24 protein-coding genes are annotated in these 25629 nt (G+C 49.2%); 6 read left to right on the top strand and 18 right to left on the bottom strand.

Annotated features, from left to right (window positions below; all coding sequences use genetic code 11):
- Window positions 1–2: 2 nt before the first annotated feature.
- Complete coding sequence (locus ACR9Y8_RS18920; RefSeq protein ID WP_481214811.1) at window positions 3–1880, bottom strand: chloride channel protein; 1878 nt, start codon at window positions 1878–1880, stop codon at window positions 3–5.
- A gap of 406 nt (window positions 1881–2286) precedes the next feature.
- On the opposite strand from ACR9Y8_RS18920, the gene ACR9Y8_RS18915 reads away from it, so the two are divergent.
- From ACR9Y8_RS18915 to ACR9Y8_RS18905, 3 genes are all read left to right on the top strand, one after another.
- Complete coding sequence (locus tag ACR9Y8_RS18915) at window positions 2287–2865, top strand: protoglobin domain-containing protein (RefSeq protein ID WP_481214810.1); 579 nt, start codon at window positions 2287–2289, stop codon at window positions 2863–2865.
- Window positions 2866–2927: 62 nt separating this feature from the next.
- Entirely contained in the window at window positions 2928–3188 is a 261-nt protein-coding gene (locus ACR9Y8_RS18910; RefSeq protein WP_481214809.1) for a DUF2024 family protein, read from the top strand.
- 70 nt (window positions 3189–3258) lie between these two features.
- A complete protein-coding gene (locus ACR9Y8_RS18905; RefSeq protein ID WP_481214808.1) occupies window positions 3259–3891 on the top strand; it encodes a MarR family winged helix-turn-helix transcriptional regulator in 633 nt (210 codons plus the stop codon).
- A 91-nt stretch (window positions 3892–3982) separates the two neighbouring features.
- Here ACR9Y8_RS18905 and ACR9Y8_RS18900 read toward each other — a convergent pair whose 3' ends face one another.
- From ACR9Y8_RS18900 to ACR9Y8_RS18830, 15 genes are all read right to left on the bottom strand, one after another.
- A complete protein-coding gene (locus ACR9Y8_RS18900; protein ID WP_481214807.1) occupies window positions 3983–4198 on the bottom strand; it encodes a hypothetical protein in 216 nt (71 codons plus the stop codon).
- 19 nt (window positions 4199–4217) lie between these two features.
- The gene (locus ACR9Y8_RS18895) at window positions 4218–4787 is read right to left on the bottom strand and encodes a DUF420 domain-containing protein (RefSeq protein WP_481214806.1); all 570 of its coding nucleotides are present in this window, start codon (window positions 4785–4787) and stop codon (window positions 4218–4220) included.
- A gap of 21 nt (window positions 4788–4808) precedes the next feature.
- A complete protein-coding gene (locus tag ACR9Y8_RS18890; RefSeq protein WP_481214805.1) occupies window positions 4809–5483 on the bottom strand; it encodes an SCO family protein in 675 nt (224 codons plus the stop codon).
- Between the two features lie 77 nt (window positions 5484–5560).
- Window positions 5561–5968: a cytochrome C oxidase subunit IV family protein gene (locus ACR9Y8_RS18885; RefSeq protein WP_481214804.1), complete on the bottom strand. Its 408-nt coding sequence runs from the start codon at window positions 5966–5968 to the stop codon at window positions 5561–5563.
- 52 nt (window positions 5969–6020) lie between these two features.
- A complete protein-coding gene (locus ACR9Y8_RS18880; protein ID WP_481214803.1) occupies window positions 6021–6695 on the bottom strand; it encodes a cytochrome c oxidase subunit 3 in 675 nt (224 codons plus the stop codon).
- Window positions 6696–6725: 30 nt separating this feature from the next.
- Window positions 6726–7289 carry a cytochrome c oxidase subunit 3 gene (locus ACR9Y8_RS18875; protein WP_481214802.1) on the bottom strand — a complete coding sequence of 188 codons (564 nt, stop codon included), beginning with the start codon at window positions 7287–7289 and terminating at the stop codon, window positions 6726–6728.
- 134 nt (window positions 7290–7423) lie between these two features.
- On the bottom strand, window positions 7424–8179 hold the full coding sequence (gene cyoE, locus ACR9Y8_RS18870) for a heme o synthase (RefSeq protein WP_481214801.1): 756 nt from the start codon (window positions 8177–8179) through the stop codon (window positions 7424–7426).
- 87 nt (window positions 8180–8266) lie between these two features.
- Window positions 8267–10093: a cytochrome c oxidase subunit I gene (locus tag ACR9Y8_RS18865; RefSeq protein WP_481214800.1), complete on the bottom strand. Its 1827-nt coding sequence runs from the start codon at window positions 10091–10093 to the stop codon at window positions 8267–8269.
- Between the two features lie 88 nt (window positions 10094–10181).
- The gene (locus tag ACR9Y8_RS18860; protein ID WP_481214799.1) at window positions 10182–11234 is read right to left on the bottom strand and encodes a cytochrome c oxidase subunit II; all 1053 of its coding nucleotides are present in this window, start codon (window positions 11232–11234) and stop codon (window positions 10182–10184) included.
- Window positions 11235–11299: 65 nt separating this feature from the next.
- Window positions 11300–12508 (bottom strand): quinol:cytochrome C oxidoreductase, encoded by a 1209-nt coding sequence (locus ACR9Y8_RS18855; RefSeq protein WP_481214798.1) that lies wholly within the window; start codon window positions 12506–12508, stop codon window positions 11300–11302.
- 71 nt (window positions 12509–12579) lie between these two features.
- Window positions 12580–13218 carry a c-type cytochrome gene (locus ACR9Y8_RS18850; RefSeq protein ID WP_481214797.1) on the bottom strand — a complete coding sequence of 213 codons (639 nt, stop codon included), beginning with the start codon at window positions 13216–13218 and terminating at the stop codon, window positions 12580–12582.
- Window positions 13219–13300: 82 nt separating this feature from the next.
- Complete coding sequence (locus ACR9Y8_RS18845) at window positions 13301–13894, bottom strand: DUF3341 domain-containing protein (protein ID WP_481214796.1); 594 nt, start codon at window positions 13892–13894, stop codon at window positions 13301–13303.
- Between the two features lie 97 nt (window positions 13895–13991).
- Window positions 13992–15428: an NrfD/PsrC family molybdoenzyme membrane anchor subunit gene (gene nrfD / locus ACR9Y8_RS18840; protein ID WP_481214795.1), complete on the bottom strand. Its 1437-nt coding sequence runs from the start codon at window positions 15426–15428 to the stop codon at window positions 13992–13994.
- An 82-nt stretch (window positions 15429–15510) separates the two neighbouring features.
- Window positions 15511–18570 carry a TAT-variant-translocated molybdopterin oxidoreductase gene (locus ACR9Y8_RS18835; RefSeq protein ID WP_481214794.1) on the bottom strand — a complete coding sequence of 1020 codons (3060 nt, stop codon included), beginning with the start codon at window positions 18568–18570 and terminating at the stop codon, window positions 15511–15513.
- Window positions 18571–18657: 87 nt separating this feature from the next.
- Complete coding sequence (locus ACR9Y8_RS18830; RefSeq protein ID WP_481214793.1) at window positions 18658–19932, bottom strand: c-type cytochrome; 1275 nt, start codon at window positions 19930–19932, stop codon at window positions 18658–18660.
- A gap of 285 nt (window positions 19933–20217) precedes the next feature.
- On the opposite strand from ACR9Y8_RS18830, the gene ACR9Y8_RS18825 reads away from it, so the two are divergent.
- The 3 genes from ACR9Y8_RS18825 (at window position 20218) to ACR9Y8_RS18815 (ending at window position 22641) form a co-directional block, all read left to right on the top strand.
- Window positions 20218–21000 (top strand): copper resistance protein NlpE N-terminal domain-containing protein, encoded by a 783-nt coding sequence (locus tag ACR9Y8_RS18825; protein WP_481214792.1) that lies wholly within the window; start codon window positions 20218–20220, stop codon window positions 20998–21000.
- Window positions 21001–21354: 354 nt separating this feature from the next.
- Window positions 21355–21918 carry a phosphoribosylglycinamide formyltransferase gene (purN, locus tag ACR9Y8_RS18820; protein ID WP_481214791.1) on the top strand — a complete coding sequence of 188 codons (564 nt, stop codon included), beginning with the start codon at window positions 21355–21357 and terminating at the stop codon, window positions 21916–21918.
- A gap of 54 nt (window positions 21919–21972) precedes the next feature.
- Window positions 21973–22641, top strand: a complete 669-nt coding sequence (locus ACR9Y8_RS18815) for a hypothetical protein (RefSeq protein WP_481214790.1) — start codon at window positions 21973–21975, stop codon at window positions 22639–22641.
- Between the two features lie 60 nt (window positions 22642–22701).
- On the opposite strand, the gene ACR9Y8_RS18810 is transcribed toward ACR9Y8_RS18815, so the two are convergent.
- Window positions 22702–24978, bottom strand: a complete 2277-nt coding sequence (locus tag ACR9Y8_RS18810; RefSeq protein WP_481214789.1) for a TonB-dependent receptor — start codon at window positions 24976–24978, stop codon at window positions 22702–22704.
- A gap of 156 nt (window positions 24979–25134) precedes the next feature.
- A complete protein-coding gene (locus tag ACR9Y8_RS18805; protein ID WP_481214788.1) occupies window positions 25135–25542 on the bottom strand; it encodes a MerC domain-containing protein in 408 nt (135 codons plus the stop codon).
- Window positions 25543–25629 lie beyond the last annotated feature (87 nt).

The raw sequence follows: 25629 nt of genomic DNA, 5'->3' as shown, positions 1-25629 counted from the left end.
ACTTATTTCAATACGCCATTGCGGATCAATAACCTGATCACCTGCCGCTTGATGGAAATATTGCGGCTGCTGGTTTCCTCTGCCTCCTTCGCGTGCTGGTAAGCCGCAAAAACAGAGCGGTAATTCACCAGCCCCAATAGCTGTTTATCCTTCGATGAAGCGATAACGGGCAGCACATCCTGCTTGTGACGGGCCATCAGGTCTACCGCTACACGCAGCGATGTCTCTTCCTGCACCGTGACCACATTAGTATGTGAAACATAGCTAACGGCTGCATCTTCCGGTACATCCGGCTGCAGCACATCATCTGTCTGCACAATACCGGTCAGCTGCTGATGTGCATCCACCACGGGATAGGCCAGGTCATGGCTACCCAGTTTATTTTCGTATAACCAGCTGCGTAATTCGCCGATAGTATTCTCCTGGCTGATCATTACCAGCTCCTGCAGCATGGCAGCTTTTACAGAAACACTTTCCAGCAGGTCAGGTTTATACGTATGCGGTGTAAGGATCCCCCTGCGGGCGATCTTCTCTGTCATGATGGTATTACGCATGAGCAGGAAAGAGATAAAGTAAGCCGCAACACAGGCACCTACAAGCGGCAGCAGGGCATCCGCATCACGGGTGGTTTCCAGTGCAAATATGATAGCAGTAAGCAGGGCCCTGGTAGCGCCTGCAAACATGGCCGCCATCCCGATCAGTGCCGCTATGGAAAAGTTGATCTCTACCTGCGGGAAAGCCGCCTGGAACAGAAAGGCGACAAACAAACCGGAGGCGCCGCCAATGGTCAGCAAAGGCGCCAGAGTACCGCCGGAAGTACCACTGCCCAGTGAAAAAGACCAGGAGATAAATTTAAGGACGCCCAGCACAAATAAGGTCTGCAGCGTTACTTTGCCCATCAGCAGGTTATCGATATTAACATATCCCACACCCAGGGTTTCAGGCGCAAAATAACCCACCACACCAACTACAAGTCCGCCGATAGCAGGCCACCACATCCAGTGAATGGGCAGTTTTTCAAATGCATCCTCTATTAGGTACACCGCCTTGGTGATCAGGGCAGACAACACCCCGATCACAATGCCTATGATAGAATAGGCCAGCAGGGCCGTATTCGTGGGCGCCTCCACATCAGGCATGGTAAATACGGGCGCGCCACCGAAGTACAGGTGATGGAAAGCCGCACCGGTAATACAGCTGAGGATCGCCGGGATAATGCTCCGGGGGGAGAACTCGAACAACAGCAATTCAACGGCCAGTATCACGGCTGCCAGTGGGGTGCCGAAGATACACGACATACCCGCGGCTGCACCTGCCGCCAGTAAGATCTTTCTTTCAGAAGCAGTAATGCTCAGCACCTGCCCGATAACGGAGCCCCAGGCCCCGCCTGTTGCAATGATAGGGCCCTCAGCGCCAAAGGGACCGCCGGTGCCAATGGAGATCGCCGCGGAAACCGGCTTCAGAAAAGTGATCAGCGGTTTGATACGGCTCTTGTTCACCAACACCTGTTCCATCGCTTCGGGTATGCCATGCCCCCTGATGGCAGCAGAGCCATACCTGGCCATGAAACCAACAATGATGGCGCCGATCACGGGCACCACTATCACCCAGATGCCCAGCTGGTTATGCAAGGGAGACGCTTCATGCACGGAGAAGGTTCCGTAAAATGAAATATTGGTAATAAGATTAATTAACATCAGCAGCACTTTTGCGATCAGGCTGATCACAACCGCGTTCACTACGGTCAAAAAAGAGAGATAGAGCACCCTGCGGGTATTAATACCGCTGGGTTGTTCAATCTGTGCATCAGTTAAGGCCGGGTCCATTGATGGAGATACAGGTATGCCGCCCCTGGTGAGACCAAAAAAAATATTCTTCATGCGCTTTATATTGATTCGCTATGCGTGAGTAATAAGCGTGGTAAGCCTAACGGGCCTCAAAACTATAAACAACGGCTTACAAACTCAAATAAAAATGATGACAGGTAGCAATTATATATAGCAGTTTTATTAAATACAGTCAGTTGGCTGTATTAAAATGTCATTCGTCATTTTATTTACGACAGAATGAGTTAACGGCTCGTTAACAATAATTAATTGCTAAATTGGACAAATTTTACCATATCGTTCCTTACACGCTGCTAATAAGCATATTTCGCATGCTAAAAGTCTGATATATAGAGAGAAAGGACCAGTGAACGATTTGTTAAAAATTTTTTTAGTTAGGAACCCTTATTATATTTGTAAGGTATGGATTTGTGTGGCTACTCCTCTAAAAAATATATGTATGATAAATGGCAAGCGTTATGAAAGTACGTCGGCCGGCATGACCTCATCAACTTTGAGCCTTCGTGATCTAGTTCTACTGAAGAGAATGTTGTTGTTTACCCGGGAAGATGAACGTTATCTGCAAATGGCTGGCGAGGTACTTTCCGATCAGGCAGAAGCAATACTGGATATCTGGTATGACCATATGGTGGCCAACGATTACCTGGCACATTACTTCACCAGGGACGGGCAGCCGGATGCAGATTACCTGAATTCCCTGCGCCCCCGCTTTGGCGACTGGATACGGCAACTCTGCCAGTCCCGTAATAACCAATGGTCCCGTTATGAAGAGGCCATCGCACAACGTATGCGGGAGCAACCCATATCAGACACCGGTCTTGGAGATATTCCCGTAGTTTTCCTCCGTTACATGGTTACCTTCATATACCCTGTTACAGCCGCTATCCGACCCTTCCTGAGCAAACAAGGACACCGCCCCGAAGACGTTGAAAAAATGCACCAGGCATGGTTCAAAGCTGTTAGCCTTAGCGTCATCCTATGGACATATCCCGACCCAGCCTCACAGGAGATCTGCTAAACCAAATCTTGATCATATACGGTATTGAGAACCCTTAAGCACCTGACGTAAAATCACGTACTATGGAAGTCGCTGTATTTGATACCTATGTAAAGAAGAAAAGCGGTGGCTATATGCATTTTGATATCATCGTTGCCGCCGATACCCACTACGAGAACGTACTCACCTTTGGCAAAGATTATCTCCGTACCAAAGTCCAGGCCAGCACCCACATCACCCCAAGGGAATGCCGCTTTTGCCACCTGGAAGAAGTAGTGCCTATCTGGGAACAGACCATCGTACAACAAGGCTACTATATCCACGAAATTGAGGGCTGCCATTAACATTGTATTTCCTGCCGCATCAAATTTTCGTATATTAGCCGGTTACTAAATGTAGCAGGAAAGCAGGAACATGGGGAAAGCATCAATTTTCAACCCCGCACAGCAGGCCGGTAACGTTTCCAGTAAGGTGGTAGCCGCTTTGGAGCGTCTATCGGAAGCTTTTCGCGTGCTACTCTGGAACGAAGCCAAACAATACGGCCTGAGCCCCATTCAGATACAAGTACTTATTTTCCTGCAACACTACCCGGAAGAAAAGAGAACCGTTACCTACCTGGCGGCCTACTTCAACATGACCAAAGCCACCATCAGCGATGCCGTCAAATCCCTGGAAAGTAAAAAGCTGCTGGTCAGAAAGGCCCTGGCAAATGATTCCCGCAGCCATACCCTGCACCTGGTGAAAGATGGTAAAACACTGGCCGCCAAAGTAGAGCGCTTTGCACAACCCATGTATGACAGCATAGCCCAGCTCCCGGCCGATAAACAGGATAACCTGCTGGACAGCCTGCTTCAAACCATCTACCGCCTTAACCAACAGTACATTATCACCCCGCAGACCATGTGCCTTAACTGCCGCTTCTATGAACATCAAACAGCCGGGCACTACTGCCATCTCGTAAACGCGCCTTTACAATCGGGAGACCTCCGGGTAGATTGCCCGGAATTCCAGTTCCCACAGGAAGGGCAAGAAATTAATAATGAATAATTAAGAATTAAGAATACTATAAAAACAAGCCTCCTTATGCCAGGTGCAGTACCTGCATAAAGATTATTAATTATTCATTTTTAATTATTGATTAGTCGTTGTCGGAGAAACGGTTGCTACGCCACCAGCGGTAGCCCAGTATGCCGATGATCGCCAGGGGAGTGATAGCCAGGTAGAGGATACCGTTATTCAGCCCCTTTGCCGGGCCCTCGCCCAGCTGCTGTGCTGTTTTTGTACAGAGAGAACATTGCGCCATCGCAGAAACGCTGCACAATAACATCAACACTATTTGCCCTATCGTTTTCATACTGTAAAGTTACGCAGTATTAGTAATAAGGAGATATCATTACATACACAATCACCCCGGTAATAGCCACATAGAACCAGATAGGCCAGGTAATGCGGGCTATCTTGCGGTGACGCACATAATCTGCCTGCAGGCCACGCAGCAGGGTAAATAATACCAGCGGCACGATCACGGCTGCCAGGATGATATGGGTAAGGAGAATGAAGTAATATAAATACCTGGTGCCGCCCACCAGTGCCTTTTCTGCCGCGTCCAGCACCCCGTCGTGATTAATATCACCGAAACGGGTAGACTCAGCAAAGAAGTGGTAGGTTACATATGATACCAGGAAGAGCGCGCTCAGGGATACCGCTATCAGGTTGGTTACCTTATGCGCCTTTGTCTGCCCGTTCTTGATAAAATAGAGGCTGGCCAGCAGCAGTATAGCCGTGGCTGAATTCAGAATGGCATGAAAAAGCGGGAGAATGCGTATATCAAAACCGGCCTGCATTTCCGGGCGCGGCAGGTAGAATAAAATGGCTACTACTACCGGTATCAGTATTGATACGATGGTGATAGGCAGGTTAAGATTTTTGTTCTTAATACTCATGATATCCCCTTGAGAGGTAAATTATTGGTTACTGGAGAACAAGCGCTTCCAGAAGGGAGGCCGGTTCCTGTCTTTTTCCAGGTGCAGCACGGCAATATCATTGGCGCACTGACGGATAGCGTCATTATCAAGGCCGTTATAGTAACCGCGGATATGGCCATTCTTATCGATCAGCACCAGCTTTTCGGTGTGGATGAAATCATCCGGGCCACCATCTCCCTGGGTCACTGACACATAAAAATCGTTACGGGCAATGTCATAGATCTCCTTTTTGTCGCCGGTCAGCAGCCACCAGGTATCGGTGTTGATGTTGTGCTTAATGGCGTACTGCCTTAACTTTTCTGAAGAGTCGCGCACCGGGTCAACAGTGAAGGAGAGAATTTGCAGTAAAGTGTCGTTCTTTACATAAGCATCCTGGATCTTTTTCAGGTTGCTGGTAAGTGTCGGACAAATGCTGGTACAGGAAGTGAAGAAGAAATCTACCAGCAGCACCTTACCCTTGAGGTCTTTCAGGCTTACCTTCTGACCTGACTGGTTGGTGAGCTCAAAATTGCGGATGGTATGGAATACCGTATCATAGCTGGTTTCCCCATTCTTTACTACGGTATCCACCCTTTCCGGAACGTAAAAACGTGGTATAGGTACCACGTCTTTACTATAATGATCTACGATCAGGTACCCAAGCAACGGAACCAACACCGCCAACATTAACCCTATGACTGCCCTGCGAGAAATAGCCTGTCGTTTTTAATATCTGTAATAAATTCCAATCATTAGTGATGCGCATGCGGAGCTTCCACTGCTGCCGGCTGTTTCGGATTGCCGGGAGCCAGGTCTTTACGCATGTTCTTCCACGAATCGCCATCTGCCAGGAACGCAATGATAAACCATACGAACAGCATCAGGGGGATCAGTATCGTGAGTATCAGGTTCTTGATCTCGTGACGCAGGTGCATAAACTCCGCTACGATGAAGAAAGCCTTAACAACGGTAAGTCCCAGGAAAACTGCATTCAGCACCAGCCTGCTCGGAAAACCGGTTTCCAGGTGCAGAAAAGCCAGGCCGATCTCAACTATAGTAATGCCTAATAAGATCCAAAACGTTTTCCAGATAGTCTTCACAGCAGCATCACTATGCCCGTGTTGCTCATGTTCTGCTGCAGCGGTATGTGTATGTTCCATTACGAATGATTTTTTTAAAATTCAAAATTACAATTAAGTCCTTACCGCCTGGTTACAGCAGGTAGAAACAGGTAAACACAAATACCCAAACCAGGTCTACAAAGTGCCAGTAGAGGCCTACTTTCTCCACCATTTCATAGTGACCGCGCTGCTCATAGGTACCTTTCAGTACATTGGTCAGGATCACGATGTTCAGCACCACGCCCGAAGTTACGTGCAGACCATGGAAACCGGTGATAGTAAAGAAGAAGTTGGTAAAGTTGGTAGAAGCAACGGTACCGTCAACATTCACGAAAGGATTGCGGCCCCACCATGCGCCTGCATGATAAAGGTGCGTCCATTCCCATGCCTGGCAGGCCAAGAAGGCAGCGCCGCCTACGATGGTCCAGGAGAGCCATTTGGCTACGCCTTTCTGGTCTCTCATATGACCGGCATGTACGGCCAGTACCATGGTTACAGAGCTCATGATAAGGATGAAGGTCATCAAGCTCACAAATACCAGCGGCAGGTTCATGTGGCCCATGAACGGAAATGCATGGAACACTTCATTGGCATCAGGCCAGGAGGTGCTCATGAAACGAATAGTACCGTAAGCTATCAGCAATGCGCCAAAGGTAAATGCATCTGACATCAGGAAGTACCACATCATCAACTTTCCGTAGCTCACATTAAAGGGAGAATACCCTCCACTCCACCATTTTTTCTTCGCTGTAACTGCTGTATCCATTTTTTAGTTGTAATTGAAAATTTATAAAGTTTATCTAGCGATACTCAGAAATATCAGGAGATAGATCCAAAGCGCATCTACAAAATGCCAGTAGAGCGAGGCTACCTCAATGGGCACTGCGCTGTAAACGCGCACCCTTGTTCTGAACGCCCTGCCAAACATGATCAGCAAGGCTACTACACCACCCAGCACGTGCAACATGTGCATACCTACGATCACGTAAATGAAGGAGGCAGATACCGGACCGCTCAGCGGCAAACCGCGGTCGCTTAGCTGGGCAAAACCAATGCATTGGCATGCCGCAAATATTACACCCAATACCGCAGTAAGGGTGATCAGCTGCTTATACCTCCTCATATTCCGCTCCTTGAACTGCTTCACAGCCATCTGGATGGTGCCACTGCTGATGAGGATCACCGCGGTGGAGATCCAGAAGATGTGGGGCAGCTCAAACGCGAGCCAATTGGCTTGCGCGCGCTTTACAACGTAGGCACTGGTAAACCCGATGAACATCATGGTAATGCTACCCATAGCAATCCATAGGGAATATTTGTGCGGATGTATTTTTTTACGTTGTACGCTCATTGCCTGCATCACTCCTCTGATTTTATACTTTGTCAGCCAGCAAAGCCAGCTGCACAACTGTCAAATAAATATAAGAACCGAACATCAGCTTCCTGGCAGCCGGCACATCTAATTTCCTGTACAGCGTAATAGCACGGTACAGGTCAGAATACACCAGCCAGGATGCAGATAACGGCAGATACACTACCGGTTAATTTCAGCAGGTAAGGCGCAAGGCCCGCCGGTATCAGCAGCAGCGCATAAGTGGCTGCCTGCAGGGCGGTCATTTTATTGGGACCACCAGCGGCTGGCAATAGCTTAAAGCCGGCCTTCGTATAGTCCTGGTGCGCTATCCAGGCAATTGCCCAGAAGTGCGGGAACTGCCACAGGAACTGGATGGTAAACAAAGCCCAGCCGCCTTCGCTTAGCTGATCAGCGCCTGCGGCCCAGCCGATCAATGGCGGTAAAGCTCCCGGAATGGCTCCCACCAGCACCGCCAGCGAGTTCCATTTTTTCCAGGGCGTATACACAAACCCATACAATATCAGCGAGATAAGGCTCAGCACTGCGCTCAGCCAATTAAAGGCCAGGGCCATGATAGCTATACCGCCGGCTCCCGTGATCACTGCCACCACCGCCGCTTCTGTTTCAGAAAGACGGCCGGCAGGCAAAGGACGGTTAGCGGTGCGGGCCATCAGCTTGTCTGTATTTTTCTCCAGTATCTGATTAATGGTATTAGCCGAACCCGATACCAGCAGCCCACCTGCGAATAAAAAAAGAACTTTAACCAAACTAAACCCCACTTCAGGCACCAGCAGATAGCCCCAGACACTCGAGAATACTACCATGAAAGTAAGGTTGAACTTCATCAGCTGGAAGTAATCCCTCGCTTTACTGGCTACTGCGTACGATAATGACAACTTTATGGAGTTTTCTTGCAACACAATTATCTAGCTATTAGCTGTTGGCTACTAGCTGCTAGCAGCTAATAGCTAACAGCCGATTTATTAATGTTTTGATTCGTCCGGAGAAATAGGCACTGTCTGCGGAATAAAGTCATGTCCGTCCTTGCTGTAATCATAAGCCCAGCGGTGTACTTCCGGAATTTCACCAGGCCAGTTACCGTGTCCCGGATGAATCGGGGTGGTCCACTCCAGCGTGGTAGCGCTCCAGGGATTGGTAGTAGTAAGCTTACGTCCCTTGAAGATGCTATAGAAGAAGTTGAACACGAACAGCAGCTGCGTAGCAAATACGATCAACACCACAATACTGATAAACTTGTTCAGCTCCACAAACTGTTTGAAAGATTCCCAGTTAGAGTAATCGAAATACCTTCTGGGCATACCCGCCATACCTTCGTAGTGCATTGGCCAGAAGATACAGTAAGCGCCTACCAGGGTGATCCAGAAGTGGATGTAGCCCAGGGTACCGTTCATATAGCGGCTGTACATTTTCGGGAACCAGTGGTAGATACCGGCAAACATACCGAAGAATGCAGATACACCCATTACTATATGGAAGTGCGCGATCACGAAGTAAGTATCGTGCAGGTGAATGTCGATAGAAGAGTTACCCAGCCAGATACCGGTCAGACCACCGGAGATAAAGGTGCTTACAAAGCCGATACCGAACAGGGAGGCAGGCGTGAAGCGGATATTACCTTTCCAGATGGTGGTCAGCCAGTTGAACACCTTGATGGCAGATGGTACGGCGATCAACAGCGTTAACAGTACGAAGAACGCGCCCAGGAAGGGGTTCAGACCGGTAACGAACATGTGGTGCGCCCATACCAGGAAGGCCAGGATAGCGATAGCGAACAGGGAGCCAACCATCGCCAGGTAACCGAAGATCGGTTTGCGGGAGCTCACCGCCAGTACCTCAGATACCATACCCATCGCAGGAAGGATGATGATATATACTTCCGGGTGACCCAGGAACCAGAACAAGTGCTGGTAAAGGATGGCGCTACCGCCTTCGTTTGACAGCGCTTTACCGGCTACGAACAGTTCGCTCAGGTAGAAGCTGGTGCCTGCGTGACGGTCAAACAGCAGCAGGATAAAGCCGGACAGCAGTACGGGGAAAGATAATACACCCAGTACGGCGGTGAAGAAGAAAGACCAGATGGTCAAAGGTATCTTGGTCATGCTCATACCTTTGGTACGCATGTTCAGGATAGTAGAGATGTAGTTCAGACCGCCCAGCAGCTGCGAAACAACGAACAGCGCCATGCTGGTCAGCCAAAGGTCCATACCGATCTTGGAACCAATGGAAGCGTCACCCAAAGCGCTCAGCGGAGGATAAGAGGTCCAGCCACCGGAAGCAGGGCCTGTTTGCACAAACAGGGAAGCGATCATCACCAGGCTGGCCAGGAAGAAGAACCAGTAGCTCAGCATGTTCATGAAGGGAGAAGCCATATCACGCGCACCTACCTGTAAGGGAATCAGCAGGTTGGAGAAGGTGCCGCTCAGACCGGCGGTCAATACAAAGAACACCAGGATGGTTCCGTGCATAGTTACCAGTGCATAATAAGCTTCCGGAGTAATACGGCCGCCTTTAGCCCAATGGCCCAGCACAGTTTCCAGGATGGGGAAAGATGTATCCGGGAAAGCCAGCTGCAAACGGAATATTACAGAGAAAGCAGCGCCTATGATTGCCCAGATGATACCTGTGATCAGGAACTGCTTGGCGATCATTTTATGATCCATACTGAAAACATACTTCGAGATGAAGCTGTCTTCATGATGTTCGTGATGCCCGTTGCCATGGTCGTCATGTGCCACTGTGCCATGCGTTACCTCATGTTGATGACTGTGCAAGGTTGCTTCGTTACTCATAATCGGTTCTGTTTATTATATAGCCGCTTCCTGGGTAAAGAGTTGACGGCTTATTTCTTTTAAGTGTTTTTGCCTACAAATTTACGTCTTAGTGAACAATAGCGGCCACGGCTTTCTGCGTGCTGTCCTTAGCGGGCTCCTGTTGTGGTGCGGGAGCAGCCGGTGTTGCGGCAGCGTGAGCCAGTTCATACTGTGATTTCTGCTTGGCCACCCAGGCGTCGAATTCCTGCTGGGTCTCTACCACGATATTGGCTTTCATGGAGTAGTGACCGGAGCCGCACATCTGGTCGCAGGAGATTTCATAGATAAAGTCCGGGTTACCCGTCTTCTCTTTCATCTGCGCAGTAGTGAATTTAGGCGTGATCCACATGGTAGTAGGGATACCGGGCACGGCGTCCATCTTCATACGGAAGTGAGCCAGACCCACGTCATGTACCACATCGCGGGAACCAATGATCAGTTTCACAGGTTTACCCACTACCAGGTGCATTTCGGTAGCCATGAAATCATCTTTATTCAGGTTATCGTCCCAATCCTGACCTACAGGGTTGGTAGCATCGTTGATGTTCTTGAAGAATTTGCTGCCCAGCTGGCCATCTTTACCGGGGTAGCGGATCAGCCAGTTGAACTGTTTACCGGTGATCTCCACCACCATCGCGTCCTTGGGCGCTTCTGAGGTGATACGGAACCAGTGGCGGAGGCCGATGGCCACCAGCACAGTGAGCGCAATGGCAGGAATTACTGTCCAGATCACCTCCAGCTTGTTGTTATGCGGGAAGTAGTAGGCTTTCTGGCCTTCTCTTTCCTGGTACTTAAAGGCGAACCAGAACAGGAGGATCTGGGTGATCACAAACACGATACCGGTAATGTAAAGTGTCCACATGATCATGTTGTCAATGGAATCTCCCTGTTCAGAGGCGGCTTCTCCCAATATCTTACCTTTCAACAGCTCATTACAGTAATATACGCCTATGAGTCCCAGCACCAGGAAAGCGATCAGCAAAAATCCGTTAATACGGTTGTTCTGCTGGCGGGCCTTCTTTTCCCCCTTCAATATGGACACATATTCGCTCGCCTTCGCAATCTGGAAGATGACTACGAATATGAGCACAACAACTAAGACTGCTAAAAAACCTGACATTGCTATTTGAAATAATTAAGTTATCTAATGCTTTACGTTGTTTCTAGTTCCACTTTAGCCCCTCATCAGGTGTGGTGTACGATACTTTCCTTCAGATAAGGGTGATTTTTTGGAACCAGCGGAGCCTTCGCCAGCTGATTCATCACCACGAAAATGATCACACCTACGAAGCCGAGTCCCAGGCCCAGTTCATACCAGGGGAAGTTCAGCTCCTTTACAGTGCCCGGCATTACCATCTGGAAGAAATCCAGCCAGTGACCGAAGATGATCAGTATCGCTATATAAGTTACAGATGTATAGTTACGCTTGGTATCACGTTTCATCAACAGCAGCAAAGGCAGGATGAAATTGATGATCAGGTTCAGGAAGAACACCGGGCGCCATTCGCCCCATACACGGGGTTTGAAATATTCAGTTTCTTCCGGCATGTTGGCATACCATATCAGCATGTACTGCGAGAACCACAGGTAAGCCCAGAAGATGCTGAAAGCGAACATAAACTTGCCCAGGTCATGTATGTGCTCTTCGTTCACGAAAGACAGGTACCCGTTGTTTTTCAGGTAGATCACAAACAATGCGATCAGTGACAAACCAGATACCCAGGTGCTGGCGAATGTATACCAGCTGTACATGGTAGAAAACCAGTGTGCGTCGATGCTCATCAGCCACAGCCAGGGAGTGGTAGAACCAACGCTCAGCGCGTAGATCACTGTGAAACCACCACACCATACGGTGTTCCTCCACAGAATACGGCGACCGCTCTCGGGAGACAGATCCCAGGTATCTTCCTGTAAGGACATATTACGCAGCTTCACCGTGAAAAAGGACCACAGCGCTATTGTAATAATAGTAGCGGTAGTATAGAAGCCCTTGCTCAGGAAAGCTGATTTCCAGCTTAATACGCGGTCATGCTTTACATGCTCAGCGTTCAGCCAGTGGTAGATGTGATCTTTCCCACCGAAAACGATGATCATCAGCACGATGAACAGCAGGCCACCCAGTACAGGTACCGCCATTGATATAGCTTCCGGAACACGACGGAAGGCGATCTGCCAACCACCCTGTGCCAGTGTAGTAGCTCCGATAAAGAAAGTACTGGCCAATGTTACCAGCAGAAAGAAAGTACTGTTCTGCAAAATGCCAGCCCAAAAACGGGTAGACCCGTGCTCGCCGTGAAGCGCCACTAATCCGATCAATAATGTGAGTACGCCAATGCCCATTAACACGAAACTGGCCGTTCTCAATTTTGCTGGTACTACAAATTGGTCCTTCATTTGTTACTAATTTGTCGAAATTTTCTTGCTAGTTACTTACTGTATTTATTTTGACCTAAATACTATTCCAATTATTTAGCTGATGTGGTATCTCCACCAGAAGCAGCCGGTCCCGCAGCGGGAGTTGCAGGCGCTGCATCAGGAGCACCAAATATCTCTCCACCCTGTACACTCTTGATATAGGCGGCTATCTTCCAACGCTGTGTTCTGTCCAGCTGGCTGGCGTAGCTCCCCATGGCATTCCAGCCATAAGTCATTACATAGAACAGGCGACCCTGGGTATAGTGGGATTTCGGACCACCTGCAGCCAGGTTAGCCGGTGCAGCAGGATAAGGACCTTCACCGCCTTTATACAGCGGACCGTTACCATCCAGTGCAGTACCATGGCAGATGCCGCAGTAGATGTTGTACAAACGTTTTCCTTCAGCCACATCGGCTTCTGTAATAGTGAGCGGGTTCTTAATAGTATTAGCCAGAGCGGTATCCCCTTCCTTAACGTGATAAGGCAGCAATTCTCCTCTCTTAACTGTTCCTTCCACAGGCTTCAGGCTGGCCAGGCGCGGGTTATAGAACTCGTATGCACGGGATTCGTACATATCCGGCATATAGATCCTGCCGGGCTTTCTGTGGTTCTCTCCTGTATTACAGGCCGCCAGTAAAGCTCCGCCTGCCAAAGCAGCTACTACTAATATGTTGGAAGTCCTTTTCATTTGAAGTAGATCGTCTTTTATATCGGTCAAATGAATCTTACGATATCATTTGAAACTCAATCGTCTTTTTACTCGTTTTCAATTAAACATTTAACGGCGCCGGTTGCTCGCTGTAGAGGCGGTCTTCGCGGTCGAAACGGCCGAGCCACCATCCTGTTTCAGCTGTCTGCTCGTTGATCTCCTGGGCGCCAACGCTGGCCAGGAAATTCTTTACATCAGCAGCAGACGTTTTACCTGTGATCTCGATAGCCATTACAAATTTATCATCTGTCTGACGCGGATGGAAGACATGCTTCTTCACAAAAGGCGCTATCTGGCAGAGATAACAGAAGGTGAGCACCATACCTACCGCAGAGAACAGTACTGTTAACTCAAAGGTAATAGGTATGAAGGCAGGCAGCGGGAAGTGCGGCTTACCACCGATGTTCAAAGGCCAGTCTGAAGCAAATACCCAGCTCATGAAAGACAGGGCTGTAGTAGTACCGGTAATGCCATATACAAAACCGGCTGTATGCAGGCTGGTCTCTCTCAGGCCCATGGCATGATCGAGGCCATGCACGGGAAAGGGGGTGTATACATCATGGATCTTGTATCCTGCGGCACGTACTTTCTTTACAGCCGGGAACAACACCGCCTCATCATCAAAAACACCTACAACAAAATTTTTTGCAGCCATATGTTGAAAAATTCAAAATCTTATTAAATAGTTGTCAGTTTTCAGTTGTCAGTTATTAGTTATCAGTGACTGTCAACTGATAACTGACAACTTTTATTTAGTGCGCATGTGCTACGTCGTGCGCAAATTTGTCTGCCTCCTCCGTTTCGTACTTCTGCATGTTATCCTTAAAGCTTTCGCCGGAAGTCTTCAGTACATGTTTGATCTCAGCTACCGCGATCACCGGGAAATACTTGGCGAACAGGAAGTAGCAGGTAAAGAACAGCCCGAAGGTACCCATGTAGAAACCAACCTCAGGCCAGGCCGGACGATAGTAAGTCCAGCTGGAGGGCAGGTAATCGCGGTACAGTGAAGTACAGATGATCACAAAACGCTCAAACCACATACCGATGTTCACGATGATGGACATAATGAAGGTTACCATTACATTCCTTCTCATCTTGCGGAACCAGAACACCTGGGGAGTGATCACGTTACAGGTCATCATGATCCAGTAAGACCAACCCAGCGGACCGGCAGCGCGGTATTTGTAGAAGCTGTCAAATTCGTATTGTACACCGCCGTACCATGCCATGAACAGCTCAGTAAGGTAAGCGCAACCTACGATAGAGCCTGTCAGTACGATCACCTTGTTCATAGCCTCCATGTGGCCGATGGTGATGTAGTCTTCCAGGTGTAATATTTTACGTGTGATGATCAGCAGCGTTTGCACCATCGCAAATCCGGAGAAGATCGCGCCCGCCACGAAGTAGGGAGGGAAGATGGTGGTGTGCCAACCAGGGATCACTGAAGTAGCAAAGTCAAAAGATACGATGGTGTGCACGGAAAGCACCAGCGGGGTGGACAGACCGGCGAGCACCAGTGATAATGATTCGTGACGCTGCCAGTGTTTGGTGGAACCGGTCCAGCCGAAAGAGGCGATACCATACAGCAGTTTACGCAGTTTGGTTCTGGCCCTGTCGCGCACGGTGGCAAAGTCAGGGATCAGACCTGAATACCAGAACAGCAGCGATACCGTGAAGTACGTAGAGATCGCGAACACGTCCCACAGCAGCGGAGAGTTAAAGTTAACCCACAGCGGGCCACGGGTGTTGGGATAAGGCAGTACGAAGAAGGCCATCCAAACACGACCCATGTGGAAGATAGGGAACTGGCCGGCGCACATTACCGCGAAGATCGTCATCGCTTCTGCCGCACGGTTCACCCCTGTACGCCATCCCTGGCGGAACAGCAGCAGGATGGCGGAGATCAGCGTACCGGCGTGACCGATACCTACCCACCACACGAAGTTGGTGATGTCCCAACCCCAACCTACAGTTTTATTCAGATTCCACACCCCGGTACCGTAATACACCTCCCAGGTCACAGAAAACGCACCAAACGCCAAAAGGCAGAGTGATATAGTTAAGCCCACATACCACAATTTTCCGGGCTTGCCTTCAATGGGGCCGATGATATCTTCGGTTACCTTGTGATAATCCTTTACCCCATCAACTAAAGGTTCTCTCAGTGTGGATTCGTACTTTAAATGCATAGTTCTTAAAGCTTTTAGCTGTTAGTTGCTGACTAGCAGCCCTTATCTTTTTTATGATCTGATCTCTAGTTCCTATTCGTTATTATCCGTGATGCGCTTCTTCGTGATGACCGGCTTCCGCTTTGGGAGCAGCGTCCTTGTTACGGATCTTAGCCAGGTAGTTGATGGAAGGCAGTGTATGTGTCTCTTCGAGCACATAGTACAGCCTGTCCTGCTGTTCCTGGGTACGCATCTTGTAGATGCGGCTGTCCTTGTCATTCACGTTACCGAATACGATAGCGTCTGCTGCGCATGCCTGCTGACAAGCAGTTTTGGCTTCACCATCCTTAACGGGGCGGCCTTCTTTCTTGGCAGTCAGTTTAGCGTCCTGCAGGCGTTGTACGCAGAAAGAACATTTTTCCATTACACCGCGGCTGCGTACCACTACGTCAGGGTTCAGCACCATGCGGGTCAGGTTATCGTTCATATCAGCCACGTCGTACAGGTTGTTCTCGAAGCTATCTGCACCATTCCAGTCTCTCCAGTTAAAGCGACGTACTTTATACGGACAGTTGTTAGCACAGTAACGGGTACCGATACAACGGTTATAAGCCATCTGGTTAATACCTTCAGAGCTGTGGTTGGTAGCAGCTACCGGACAAACGTTCTCACAGGGAGCATTGTCGCAGTGCTGGCACAGCATCGGCTGGAACACCACTTCCGGGTTGTTCTCATCGCCGCTGAAGTAGCGGTCGATACGCAGCCAGTGCATTTCGTGTGCTTTGATCACCTGCTCTTTACCTACAACAGGAACGTTGTTCTCTGCAGTACAGGCCACAACGCAGGCGCCGCAACCAAAGCAGGTGTTCAGGTCTATAGACATACCCCATTTTATGCCGGGGTAAGGATAATTCGGATACAGGGTACCGTCTGCGCGGAAATCTTCACCGTATTTGCTCAGCTCAGCGCGATCTTCGTTCACCTCTTTCGGATTCTTGATGAATTCTTCCAGGGTAGTTTCTTTGATGATCGGACGGCCTTCGTAGCTGTTGTGTGTTTGGGTAAGACCGATCTGGTAAGTTGCGCCGGTAGCTTCAACAGTAGCATCAGGAGCGAAATAGTCGAAGGTCTGACCGTTGTAGCTTGCAAAAGGATAAGCGTTCTTACCGATGTTGCCGGCAGCCCTGCCTGCGTTCAGGCTACGGCCGTAACCTACGGCGATAGCGATCACTTCGGGATGGATACCAGGCACGATCAGCAGCGGAAGCTCTATTTCTTTGCCGTTAGCCTTTATTTTCAGTACTTTCTTGTCAGCGTTGATCTCGTAGTCGTCACCCAGCTGCTCGTTGAAGGTCTTCGCCAGTGTGTTGGACACGCAGGCGTAGTTGTCCCAAGTAGAGCGGGTGATCGGATCAGGCATTTCCTGCAACCAGGGGTTGTTAGCCAGTTTACCGTTGCCGATCGCTACTTTTTCATACAGCACCAGCTCGAACTTACCGCCTTTCTTAGCGCTGCTGATCTTGGCAGAAGCAGCAGCTACGTCGCCGGCAAAGGTAGCGCCAGCCAGGGCAGGAGCAGTAGCCGGTTCGATCACGCCATCCTGCAGGGTTCTGTCCCATGCTTCCTGTCCGCCAAGTTTGGCGATCCATTCGTTCTTCAGGTAATCTACCCAGTTGGTAGGGTTACCGCTCCAGGAGAGCAGGGTATCTTCAAATGCGCGTGTTTTGAACAAGGGCGCGATAGTAGGCTGTGTAAAGCTGAAGTAGCCGGTTTTACCTTCTGCATCGCCCCAGCTTTCCAGGAAGTGGTGGTCAGGAGCAGCGTATTTAACCAGCTCAGAAGTTTCGTCTTTACGATCATTGAAAGAAACAGTGAGCTTAGTTTTCTTCAGACCGTCAGCAAACTTCTTAGCGTCGAAATAATCGTATACAGGGTTTGCACCGTGGATAAGCAATGCGCCGATGCTGCCTGCATTCAGGTCATTCACCAGCTGCGCCATATCGCTGTCGATACCCTGGCGGTAGTTGGAAGTAGTAGCCCAATCAATGGTAGTGCCGTTAGCGCCTACCAGGTTATTGATGGCGTTCACGATCAGCTGTACGTTCACATCGTTGGAGCCGGATACCACCAGCGCTTTGCCCTGGGCAGCTTTCAGTGCCTGTGCAGCTTTGGTGATACCATCCGCCAGGCGTTTGTCTGCGATCCCGCTTACTGCACCGCCGTTAACAGCGTTGTACAGGGCGAGCGCAACTGCGCCGGTTTCGGAAGGCTTGTGTGTGAATCTTTCGTCAGCGTTAGCGCCGGTAAGGCTCATCATGCTTTCGAAGTGGAAATGTTTGCTCATTTCCGGCTTCGCTGCATTGATCTTACGGGTAGCGCCGTATTGTCTTGCAAATTCAGCCGGGCTTAACCAGGTTCCGAGGAAGTCTGCACCCAGGCTTACTATTGTTTTAGCATTCTCGAAGTGGTAAGAAGGTAGTGCTCTTTTACCATAAGCGGCCTCGTTGGCCAGCAGCATACCGGAGTAGGATACTGCGTCGTATGTAACATGGCGGGAGCCGGGATATTTAGCCAGGAACTCGCCGATCACTTTCTTGGTAGAGGGGCTGATAATGGTAGAGGTCAGCAGCACAACCGGCTGACCACCCAGTGAGCCTAAAGCAGCTTTCACCTGTTTGTCCAGCTCTGCCCAGGTAGTTTCCGTACCGTTGATAGTAGGATAACGCAGGCGGGCAACATCGTACAGGCTCAGTACCGCAGCCTGTACTTTAGCGGTGGTAGCGCCACCGGTAACAGAGCTGAGGGTATTACCTTCTATTTTGATCGGACGGCCTTCGCGGGTCTTTACAACTACAGGCACGAACTCGCCATCTACGGCATAGGTAGAAGCATAATAGTTAGGTACGCCGGGGGTGATCTCTTCCGGCTTATTTACGTAAGGGATAGCTTTTTTAACCGGTATTTCACAGCTGGCTGCAATGGTAGCTGCAGCGGTGGTGAACCCCAGGTACTTCAGAAAGTCCCTGCGGGGTGTTGTAGCATTCAACAGGCTTTCGCTTTCCTCAAAGGGCAGTTCTTCCCGGAATTCATTTTTTACGATTTCCTGGTGCCCTTTGGTATCGTGCAACTCCTCCAAGCCTTTCCAATACTTTTTCTGCTCCATGTTATTTATTACGAGTTACGTGATTTACTAATTTGATTTCATGAGGTAGGAAGTGGGATATGTGTATCACTTCCCTGTGTCATAATATTAATAGTGACATTTCTGACATTCGGTACCGCCCACCATTTCAACAGTCACGCTATCGATCTTTCCAGCCTTAACATCCTGGTGGAACTTCTCGAAAATGCTGTAGTATTTGTTGTCGGCAAACTGCACTTTGGTAGTACGGTGGCAGTTGATACACCAGCCCATGGACAGGTCAGCGAATTGGTGAACTTCGTCCATATCCTGGATATTGCCGTGACAGGTTTGACATTGTTGCTTACCGGCCACCACGTGTTGAGAGTGGTTAAAGTATACGTGGTCGGGCAGGTTATGGATCTTGGTCCATTCTATGGGTCTACCGGGTTTGGTATATTTCTGTGCCTGCGGATCCCAGCCTACATAATCATACAGTTTCTGGATCTCTGCGGTGCCGTTGATCTTTTTACCTTCTGCAGTAACCAGCTCAGGACCACTGTAAGAGTTAATGGCCTTGTGACAGTTCATACAAATATTTTCAGAAGGGATCATAGCGTGCTTGCTCTTTTCAGCGCCTGCGTGACAGTAAAGACAGTTGATCTGGTTAATACCGGCATGCACTTTGTGAGAGTAGTGGATCGGTTGCTCAGGCATGTAATCTTTCTGGCGTCCGAGACCGATAGCACCGTTGATAGTAAAGTATCCGCCCACCATGAATAACACGACGATCGCCAGGGCGATGTATGCTTTATTTCTGTAGAAGGGTACGGGTTCGGGAGTGGCAACGCCGTCTTTGTCTGCAGCCAGCTTATTCAGGTTGCTGTTGATCTGCATCAGGATCAGTGCTACGATAGCGAGAACCAGTGTAATGATGCCAAACAGCAGGCTGTTGTCGCTACCTTCTTCAGCAGCAGCGCCTTCTGCTCCGGGAGCTCCTGCTTTAGGACCACCTGGTGTTTTAGCGCCTTCTGCACCGATATAAGCAAGGATATCATCTATATCTGCATCTGAGAAAGAGGGGAAAGCAGGCATTGCCTGTTTGTTATACTCATTATACAGATTGTTTGCATACTGATCACCAGTGGCGAGTACAGAAGCGGAGTTATGGATCCATTGATGTAACAATTTCTTGTCAGCCCATCTTGACTCAACGTCTTTCAGAGCAGGACCCGTCACTTTCTTATGCACATTGTGGCAGGATGCGCAGTTCTGTTGGAATAATGTCTTACCCTTGTTCGGATCTGCCGCCTTAGCTGTCGAAACCGAGAGAACAAGTCCGGCGCACAGGATAAGAACACTCACAAATTGCTTGCGCAAACGAATGGAAACACGACGATACACAGCCTATTAGTTTAGATTTGACCTTAGTTTCTTTAAAAGTGCCAGCAAAAATAAGACACAATGTTGACAATTTATCAACAATTAAAAAATTTATTAGTTGCATTGTTGAGTCTTTTATCTATACATAAAGACTTCGAAGGGATTATTTTATGATAAATATCATGTAACGAAAAAACTTATATATGACCCTGGCGGTATAATATATATATGGTGTTTCGATGCGCTTTTTTTGGCTTGATTTGATGTAATTTTAACTGGCTCGCTTACTTAAAAAAACCATTCCCCATGAAGTACCGGAGCTTTCTTTTTGCAGCTATCCTTGGAGCGGTAACCGCCTGTAACGGAGGCGGCGGACCGGCAACCCACACAGACAGTACCCAGTCACCCCCTGCGTCCAACCCCGGCGAAGGCATTTCCAGCCCTGCCAGCAAGGCGGCCGGCGCCTACCAGGGCACTTTACCCTGTGCAGACTGCCCGGGCATAGATTACCAGCTCAGCCTGCAGGAGGACCAGCGCTACCAGGAGCTGATGGTATACCGCGACCGGAACGAAGGCAGAGCCGTCATCGACACCGGCATGTGGAAAATGGAGAACGACTCCATTATAACACTGGTAGGTCAGCAGCCGCAACAGTTCCTTTTTGAGGACGGCAAACTATATCATCTTGACCGGGAAGGTCACCGCATTACCGGGGCCCTGGCAGACAATTATATATTAAGGCCGGTAGGCGGCGGTGGCAACTACAGGCAGCTAAGGGAAAAGGCTGCCGCCGGCGCCGATTTCTGGGCCGCCGGCAATGAGCCCGGCTGGAGCCTGGAGCTGGACCGGAACAAGACCATCTTCTTCCAGGACATGAACGGTGACTCCCTGCGGGTACCTACGCCCAGGCCCCAACCTGATACAGACAGCCTCCGGGTCTATACCCCTAAGCATGAAAAGGCCGAATTCATCATTACCATCCGGCAGCGGGCATGTACAGACGACATGAGCGGGTATATGCGCCCTTATACCGTGGAGGTCCAGGTAAAGGACAAGAATTACCGGGGCTGCGGGGAATACCTGCGGTAGCACTGTTGTTCCCTCTCCTTATTTATAACGAAATTAACTGAGAGCCGCATCCAAAAAGGTGCGGCTCTCGTGTTTTATTGCCCCGGGATCTATGGGCCTCCTCTAAAAGACAGGTTGTTTAAAGGTACTTCAGCCGTAGATGTTGGGTATCTTATAAGAGAGGGAACATCTACCGGTCAGATACCGGACAGATACCGGTCATATACCGGACATCCCCCAGTTCTTCCGCAATAGGACTGCATTTCAGCCCGAATAAGCTTGAACCTCACCAGAAGCTCCCTGGAAGGACAACAGGGCCCAAGGAAAAGCCGTGTTTAACTGCTAACTTTGCGCTGGAAAAAATAACATTCAGCCTTGAAAAATATCGCCATCTTTGCCTCAGGCGCCGGTAGTAACGCTCAGAAGATCATCGACCATTTTAAACAGTCTGCAATAGCCAGGGTAACGCTGATCGTTTGTAACAAACCCGGGGCCGGCGTATTACAGATAGCAGAAAAAGAAGGCATTGAGTCCATCCTGATAGATAAGGAACTGTTCTTTCGTTCGGACCGCTATATACAGGAGCTGCAACAGCGGCAAATAGACCTGGTGGTACTGGCAGGGTTCTTATGGAAGGTACCCGCTAACCTGGTGCAGGCATTTTCTAACCGTATCATTAATATTCACCCGGCACTGTTACCCAAATACGGAGGCAAAGGTATGTACGGGCATTTTGTACATGAGGCAGTGATCAGTGCGAAAGATGCGGAAAGTGGTATCACCATCCACTATGTCAATGAAAAATATGACGACGGCGCCACCATATTGCAGGAACGATGCGTAGTATTACCGGAAGATACGCCAGCCTCCCTTGCCGCAAAAATACAGCTGCTGGAGCATACCTGGTACCCGGTAATTGTGGAACGATTATTGTCTTAAAATTCGCTGTTGCCTGGCCCGTTTTCAGCTGTCAATCTTGTCCTAATGTTTGCTATGAAGAGAACTATACTTGCATTACTGTCCGCATGTGGTTTCTGTCTGCATGCACAGGCACAAAGCAAACCCGCCACTACTTTCAGCAATAGCACCTATATCAAGGTTAACCCCACCACCCTGATCAACGAACTGGATATTTACATTGAACAGGAGCTTACTGAAAAGCTAAGCCTGGAGCTGGGCATTATAGGTATTTATACCGATTACCCAGACTATTACCTGGCTAAAAAAATAGATTTCGGGCAAAAGAAACCAAACATTACCACGGAACAGTTTGTGGAAGGAAGGGGTCTTGGGTTCAGGGCTGGTTTGCGCTGGTATCTCTTTTCCATCTACGAAGGCGCTTCACGGGCGGGAGGTACTTATTTTGAACCGATCCTGTTCTATAAGAAAGTATTTTATCCGAATGAAGATGTGGAGATCAACGACGGTAAATATACAGAATCCGCCAGCAAGAATGTGTATGGTTTACAAGTGTTGCTGGGCCGCCAGTTCACCAAAGGCAAGATCATATTTGACCCATATATAGGATTGGGCGTCCGCAGCAAAGTGTATCATTATAATAATTTCTTTGATAATAATGGGGTGGTACAAAGCGATAACAGCCGCCTGGTGAGCATACTGCCCAGTATACAGCTGGGAGTTAAGCTTGGGCTTAAGATGTAAAGAGATTTTAGCAGGAGACAAACGCTCCAAGGGTTTGAAACCCTTGGAGCGTTTGTCTTTTTAGTCAATCAGTGTCCAGCGTACCCCCAGAAACCCGCGTATGCCCTGGTTAGATGCATATACGTAGTTGGTATCAAAGGTAAGCGCGTAGGGATTGTCTGCCGTGGGCAGCACTCTTCCCTGCTGGTCATGCACTACCTGCTTGTCAAATGGATCGAAAGGCCTGGCAATAGCATCCGGGGCTGGCCTGAAGTTCAGCAGGTTCTTTATCCCACCGTACACTTCCCAGCCGCGGGGAAACTTTTTGGTAAGCTGTATATTCTGCAGGCTCCATACCGGGGAGTTGGCCGGACGGGGGTCCAGGTTGTTTTGCAGTGGAAGCTTCATTGGCCCGTAAACGTTACCTGTATAATCTATTGATAAACCTGCACGGGGAAAGCTGTACGATACGGTCCAGGTGCCCGTGAACCTTTCTGTCAGCATAGGCCTTTCACGAACAGACTTTCCGCCATCATCCGTTACCGTATAAACATCCATAAAAGTGGCGCCTGCCAATACCTTCAATGGAAAGGAGAAGGCCAGGTCGGTGTTCAGGCTAAAGCCCCTTGATATGGCATAGCCGTTAAGGTTATTATATAATATATAATCCTGTTTGGAATAATCCGGGATGATCTTATTGCTGAAGCGGGTGTAAAAGGCAGACATGTCCAGGCCCAGAAAAGCATTATTAAGATTGATCTTCTTTACATAGTTCAGGTTCACATTCCAGCTCTTTTCCGGTTTCAGTTTATCCTCGATCACCACTTGCCGGGCGCCCGTCAGGGCCGCATGATCTTCTGTAAAGACAGACACTACCCGGTAACCGGAACCCACGTTGAGGCGCAGGACATCCTGATCATCCGGCGCCCATTTATAGGCAAAGCGGGGTGTGAAGATATTTCCATGGATGGAATTATAATCATAGCGCATGCCCAGCAAGACCGTATGCCTGGTGTTCAGCTTGATCTCATCCTGCAGGAAAAGGCCGGGGAGATAGGTATGGGTGGCAGTGGGTGTGGCTACCGTATTATCGTCATAATAAGTATAGCGGAAGGGCAGGCCCGTGAGCAGGTTATGTTTTCCTACCTGCTTATCCCAGGTGAACTGGGCAAAGGCTATTTTCTGATCTGCCAGGAACCAGTTTTTGCCGTAGGCAGAATTCTGGTCGTGCAAATTAAATGAGTACTGGAACATGATCTTTTCCTTTACGGGCAGCTGGTAGCTGCCGATCAGCTCCAGGCGCTTGGTACGGATGCTTTCACCGTAGATGCTGTCTGTTCCGCGCCAGTGCGGAGTCCATTGCGTCTGTCCGCCCCAGCGGTCCTCATAATAATAACGCGCCGCCACCGAAGCGATACGTTGGTTACGGCGCGGGAAGACCCATTTATTAAAAACGGAGATACGATGCTGCAGGGTCACATCTGTAAACCCATCACCGTTATTATCCACCGGGTGCTGGTAGTTAAAATAATTAACGCCCAGCAGACCGCGCGCCTTACCCGTATTGATGCGGAGGCCCAGGTCTGCATTGTACTCCTGCCAGGAGGTGCTAAACACATCGGCGGTAAGCAGGGGGGCTGTAGCAGGATCCCTGGTGATCACATTTATAAGTCCGGCTACTGCTTCCGAGCCATATAAGGTGGAGGCAGGGCCTTTGACCACCTCTACCCGTTCTACCAGGCTGTTAGGGATACCGGACAGGCCATACACGGTAGAAAGGGCGCTGACAATCGGCATACCGTCTATCATTACCATGGTGTAAGGGCCTTCCAGGCCGTTAATGTGGATATCCCCGGTGTTACACACGTTACAGTTGAGCTGCGGCCTTACGCCGTTAATGTTCTGTAAGGCGTCAAAGAGGCTGGGTGTAGGATTTTTGCGGAAGAACAAAGGGGTAAATACATCTACGGGCACGGGGCTCTCCATTTTAGACACCGGCCGCAAGGTGCCTGTTACCACCACTTCGCTGAGGCTGGAAGCTGTTGGCTGCAGGTTCACATCGATGCGCACCGTGTTAGCTGCTTTTACCTGTACGGGCTGCGTATATTTTACATAACCCACGGCGCTTACCTGCAGTACATGGCGGCCAACCGGTATGGCTGTTAGCTCATAGTTACCGGCTTCGTCTGTAACGGTTCCTGTTTTAATATCGGTAAACCCGACGCTGGCAAAGGGTACAGGCTTGCCATCGGCCAGTACGGTTCCTTTCAACCGCCCGCCTGAGGCCGTTTGCGCCTGTACGCTGCCAGCCGTTAATGAATAAAGGACCAGAATATATAGTAGTACATATTTTACCATCTGCAACTTTTTATCATGGCAAAAATAAGTTTTATGATATAGTTATTCTAAATTAATTTTTAGGCTAGCCTAAATTTAGAAGGTGAACACTACTTTAGCAGAAGTTCTATATCCAGGATACAGCACTACATTTTTTGGTTTCGGAAAGCGTCTTATCTACTGTTCCATTCCGTCCTTATTACAGATCCGGCAGTGCCTGCATTCGCGCAGGTTCCATATATGAGCAATGACCACCAGGAGCGCACCAGCAGTTATTAAAATTGGCTCCCAGCGCTCTGCTGCCAGGAAGTGGCCCGTGAGCAGCAAAACAAAGCCCAGGACAAACAGCAGCAGGGGTTTCAGGTAATGGTGATGATAGCGGTATCCCCTGAAAAGAGAAGTACAGCCTACCAGGAAGGTAAAGCTTAGCAGCCCGTATTCCAGCTTTTCATTTTTAAACATTTCCAATCCAAGAAGTGGCAATACAGTCATCAACAAGGGTAGTACAGCACAGTGCACAGCACAGATCAGGGAAGCGCCGATACCCAATACATCCAGGTTCATTTTACGCAGGCGGTCTGACATACGATCCTATTTCGGGTGGTAAAACTATTGAGGCAACAAAGCTAGGGATTTATTTGCAACTGCGTTGCACATTTTTTTTACATGGTA

The sequence above is a fragment of the Chitinophaga sp. SVR4-12A genome, assembly GCF_056754765.1.
The sequence above is the reverse complement of the archived record's forward strand: the minus strand, read 5'-3'. Positions and strand labels throughout refer to the sequence as shown.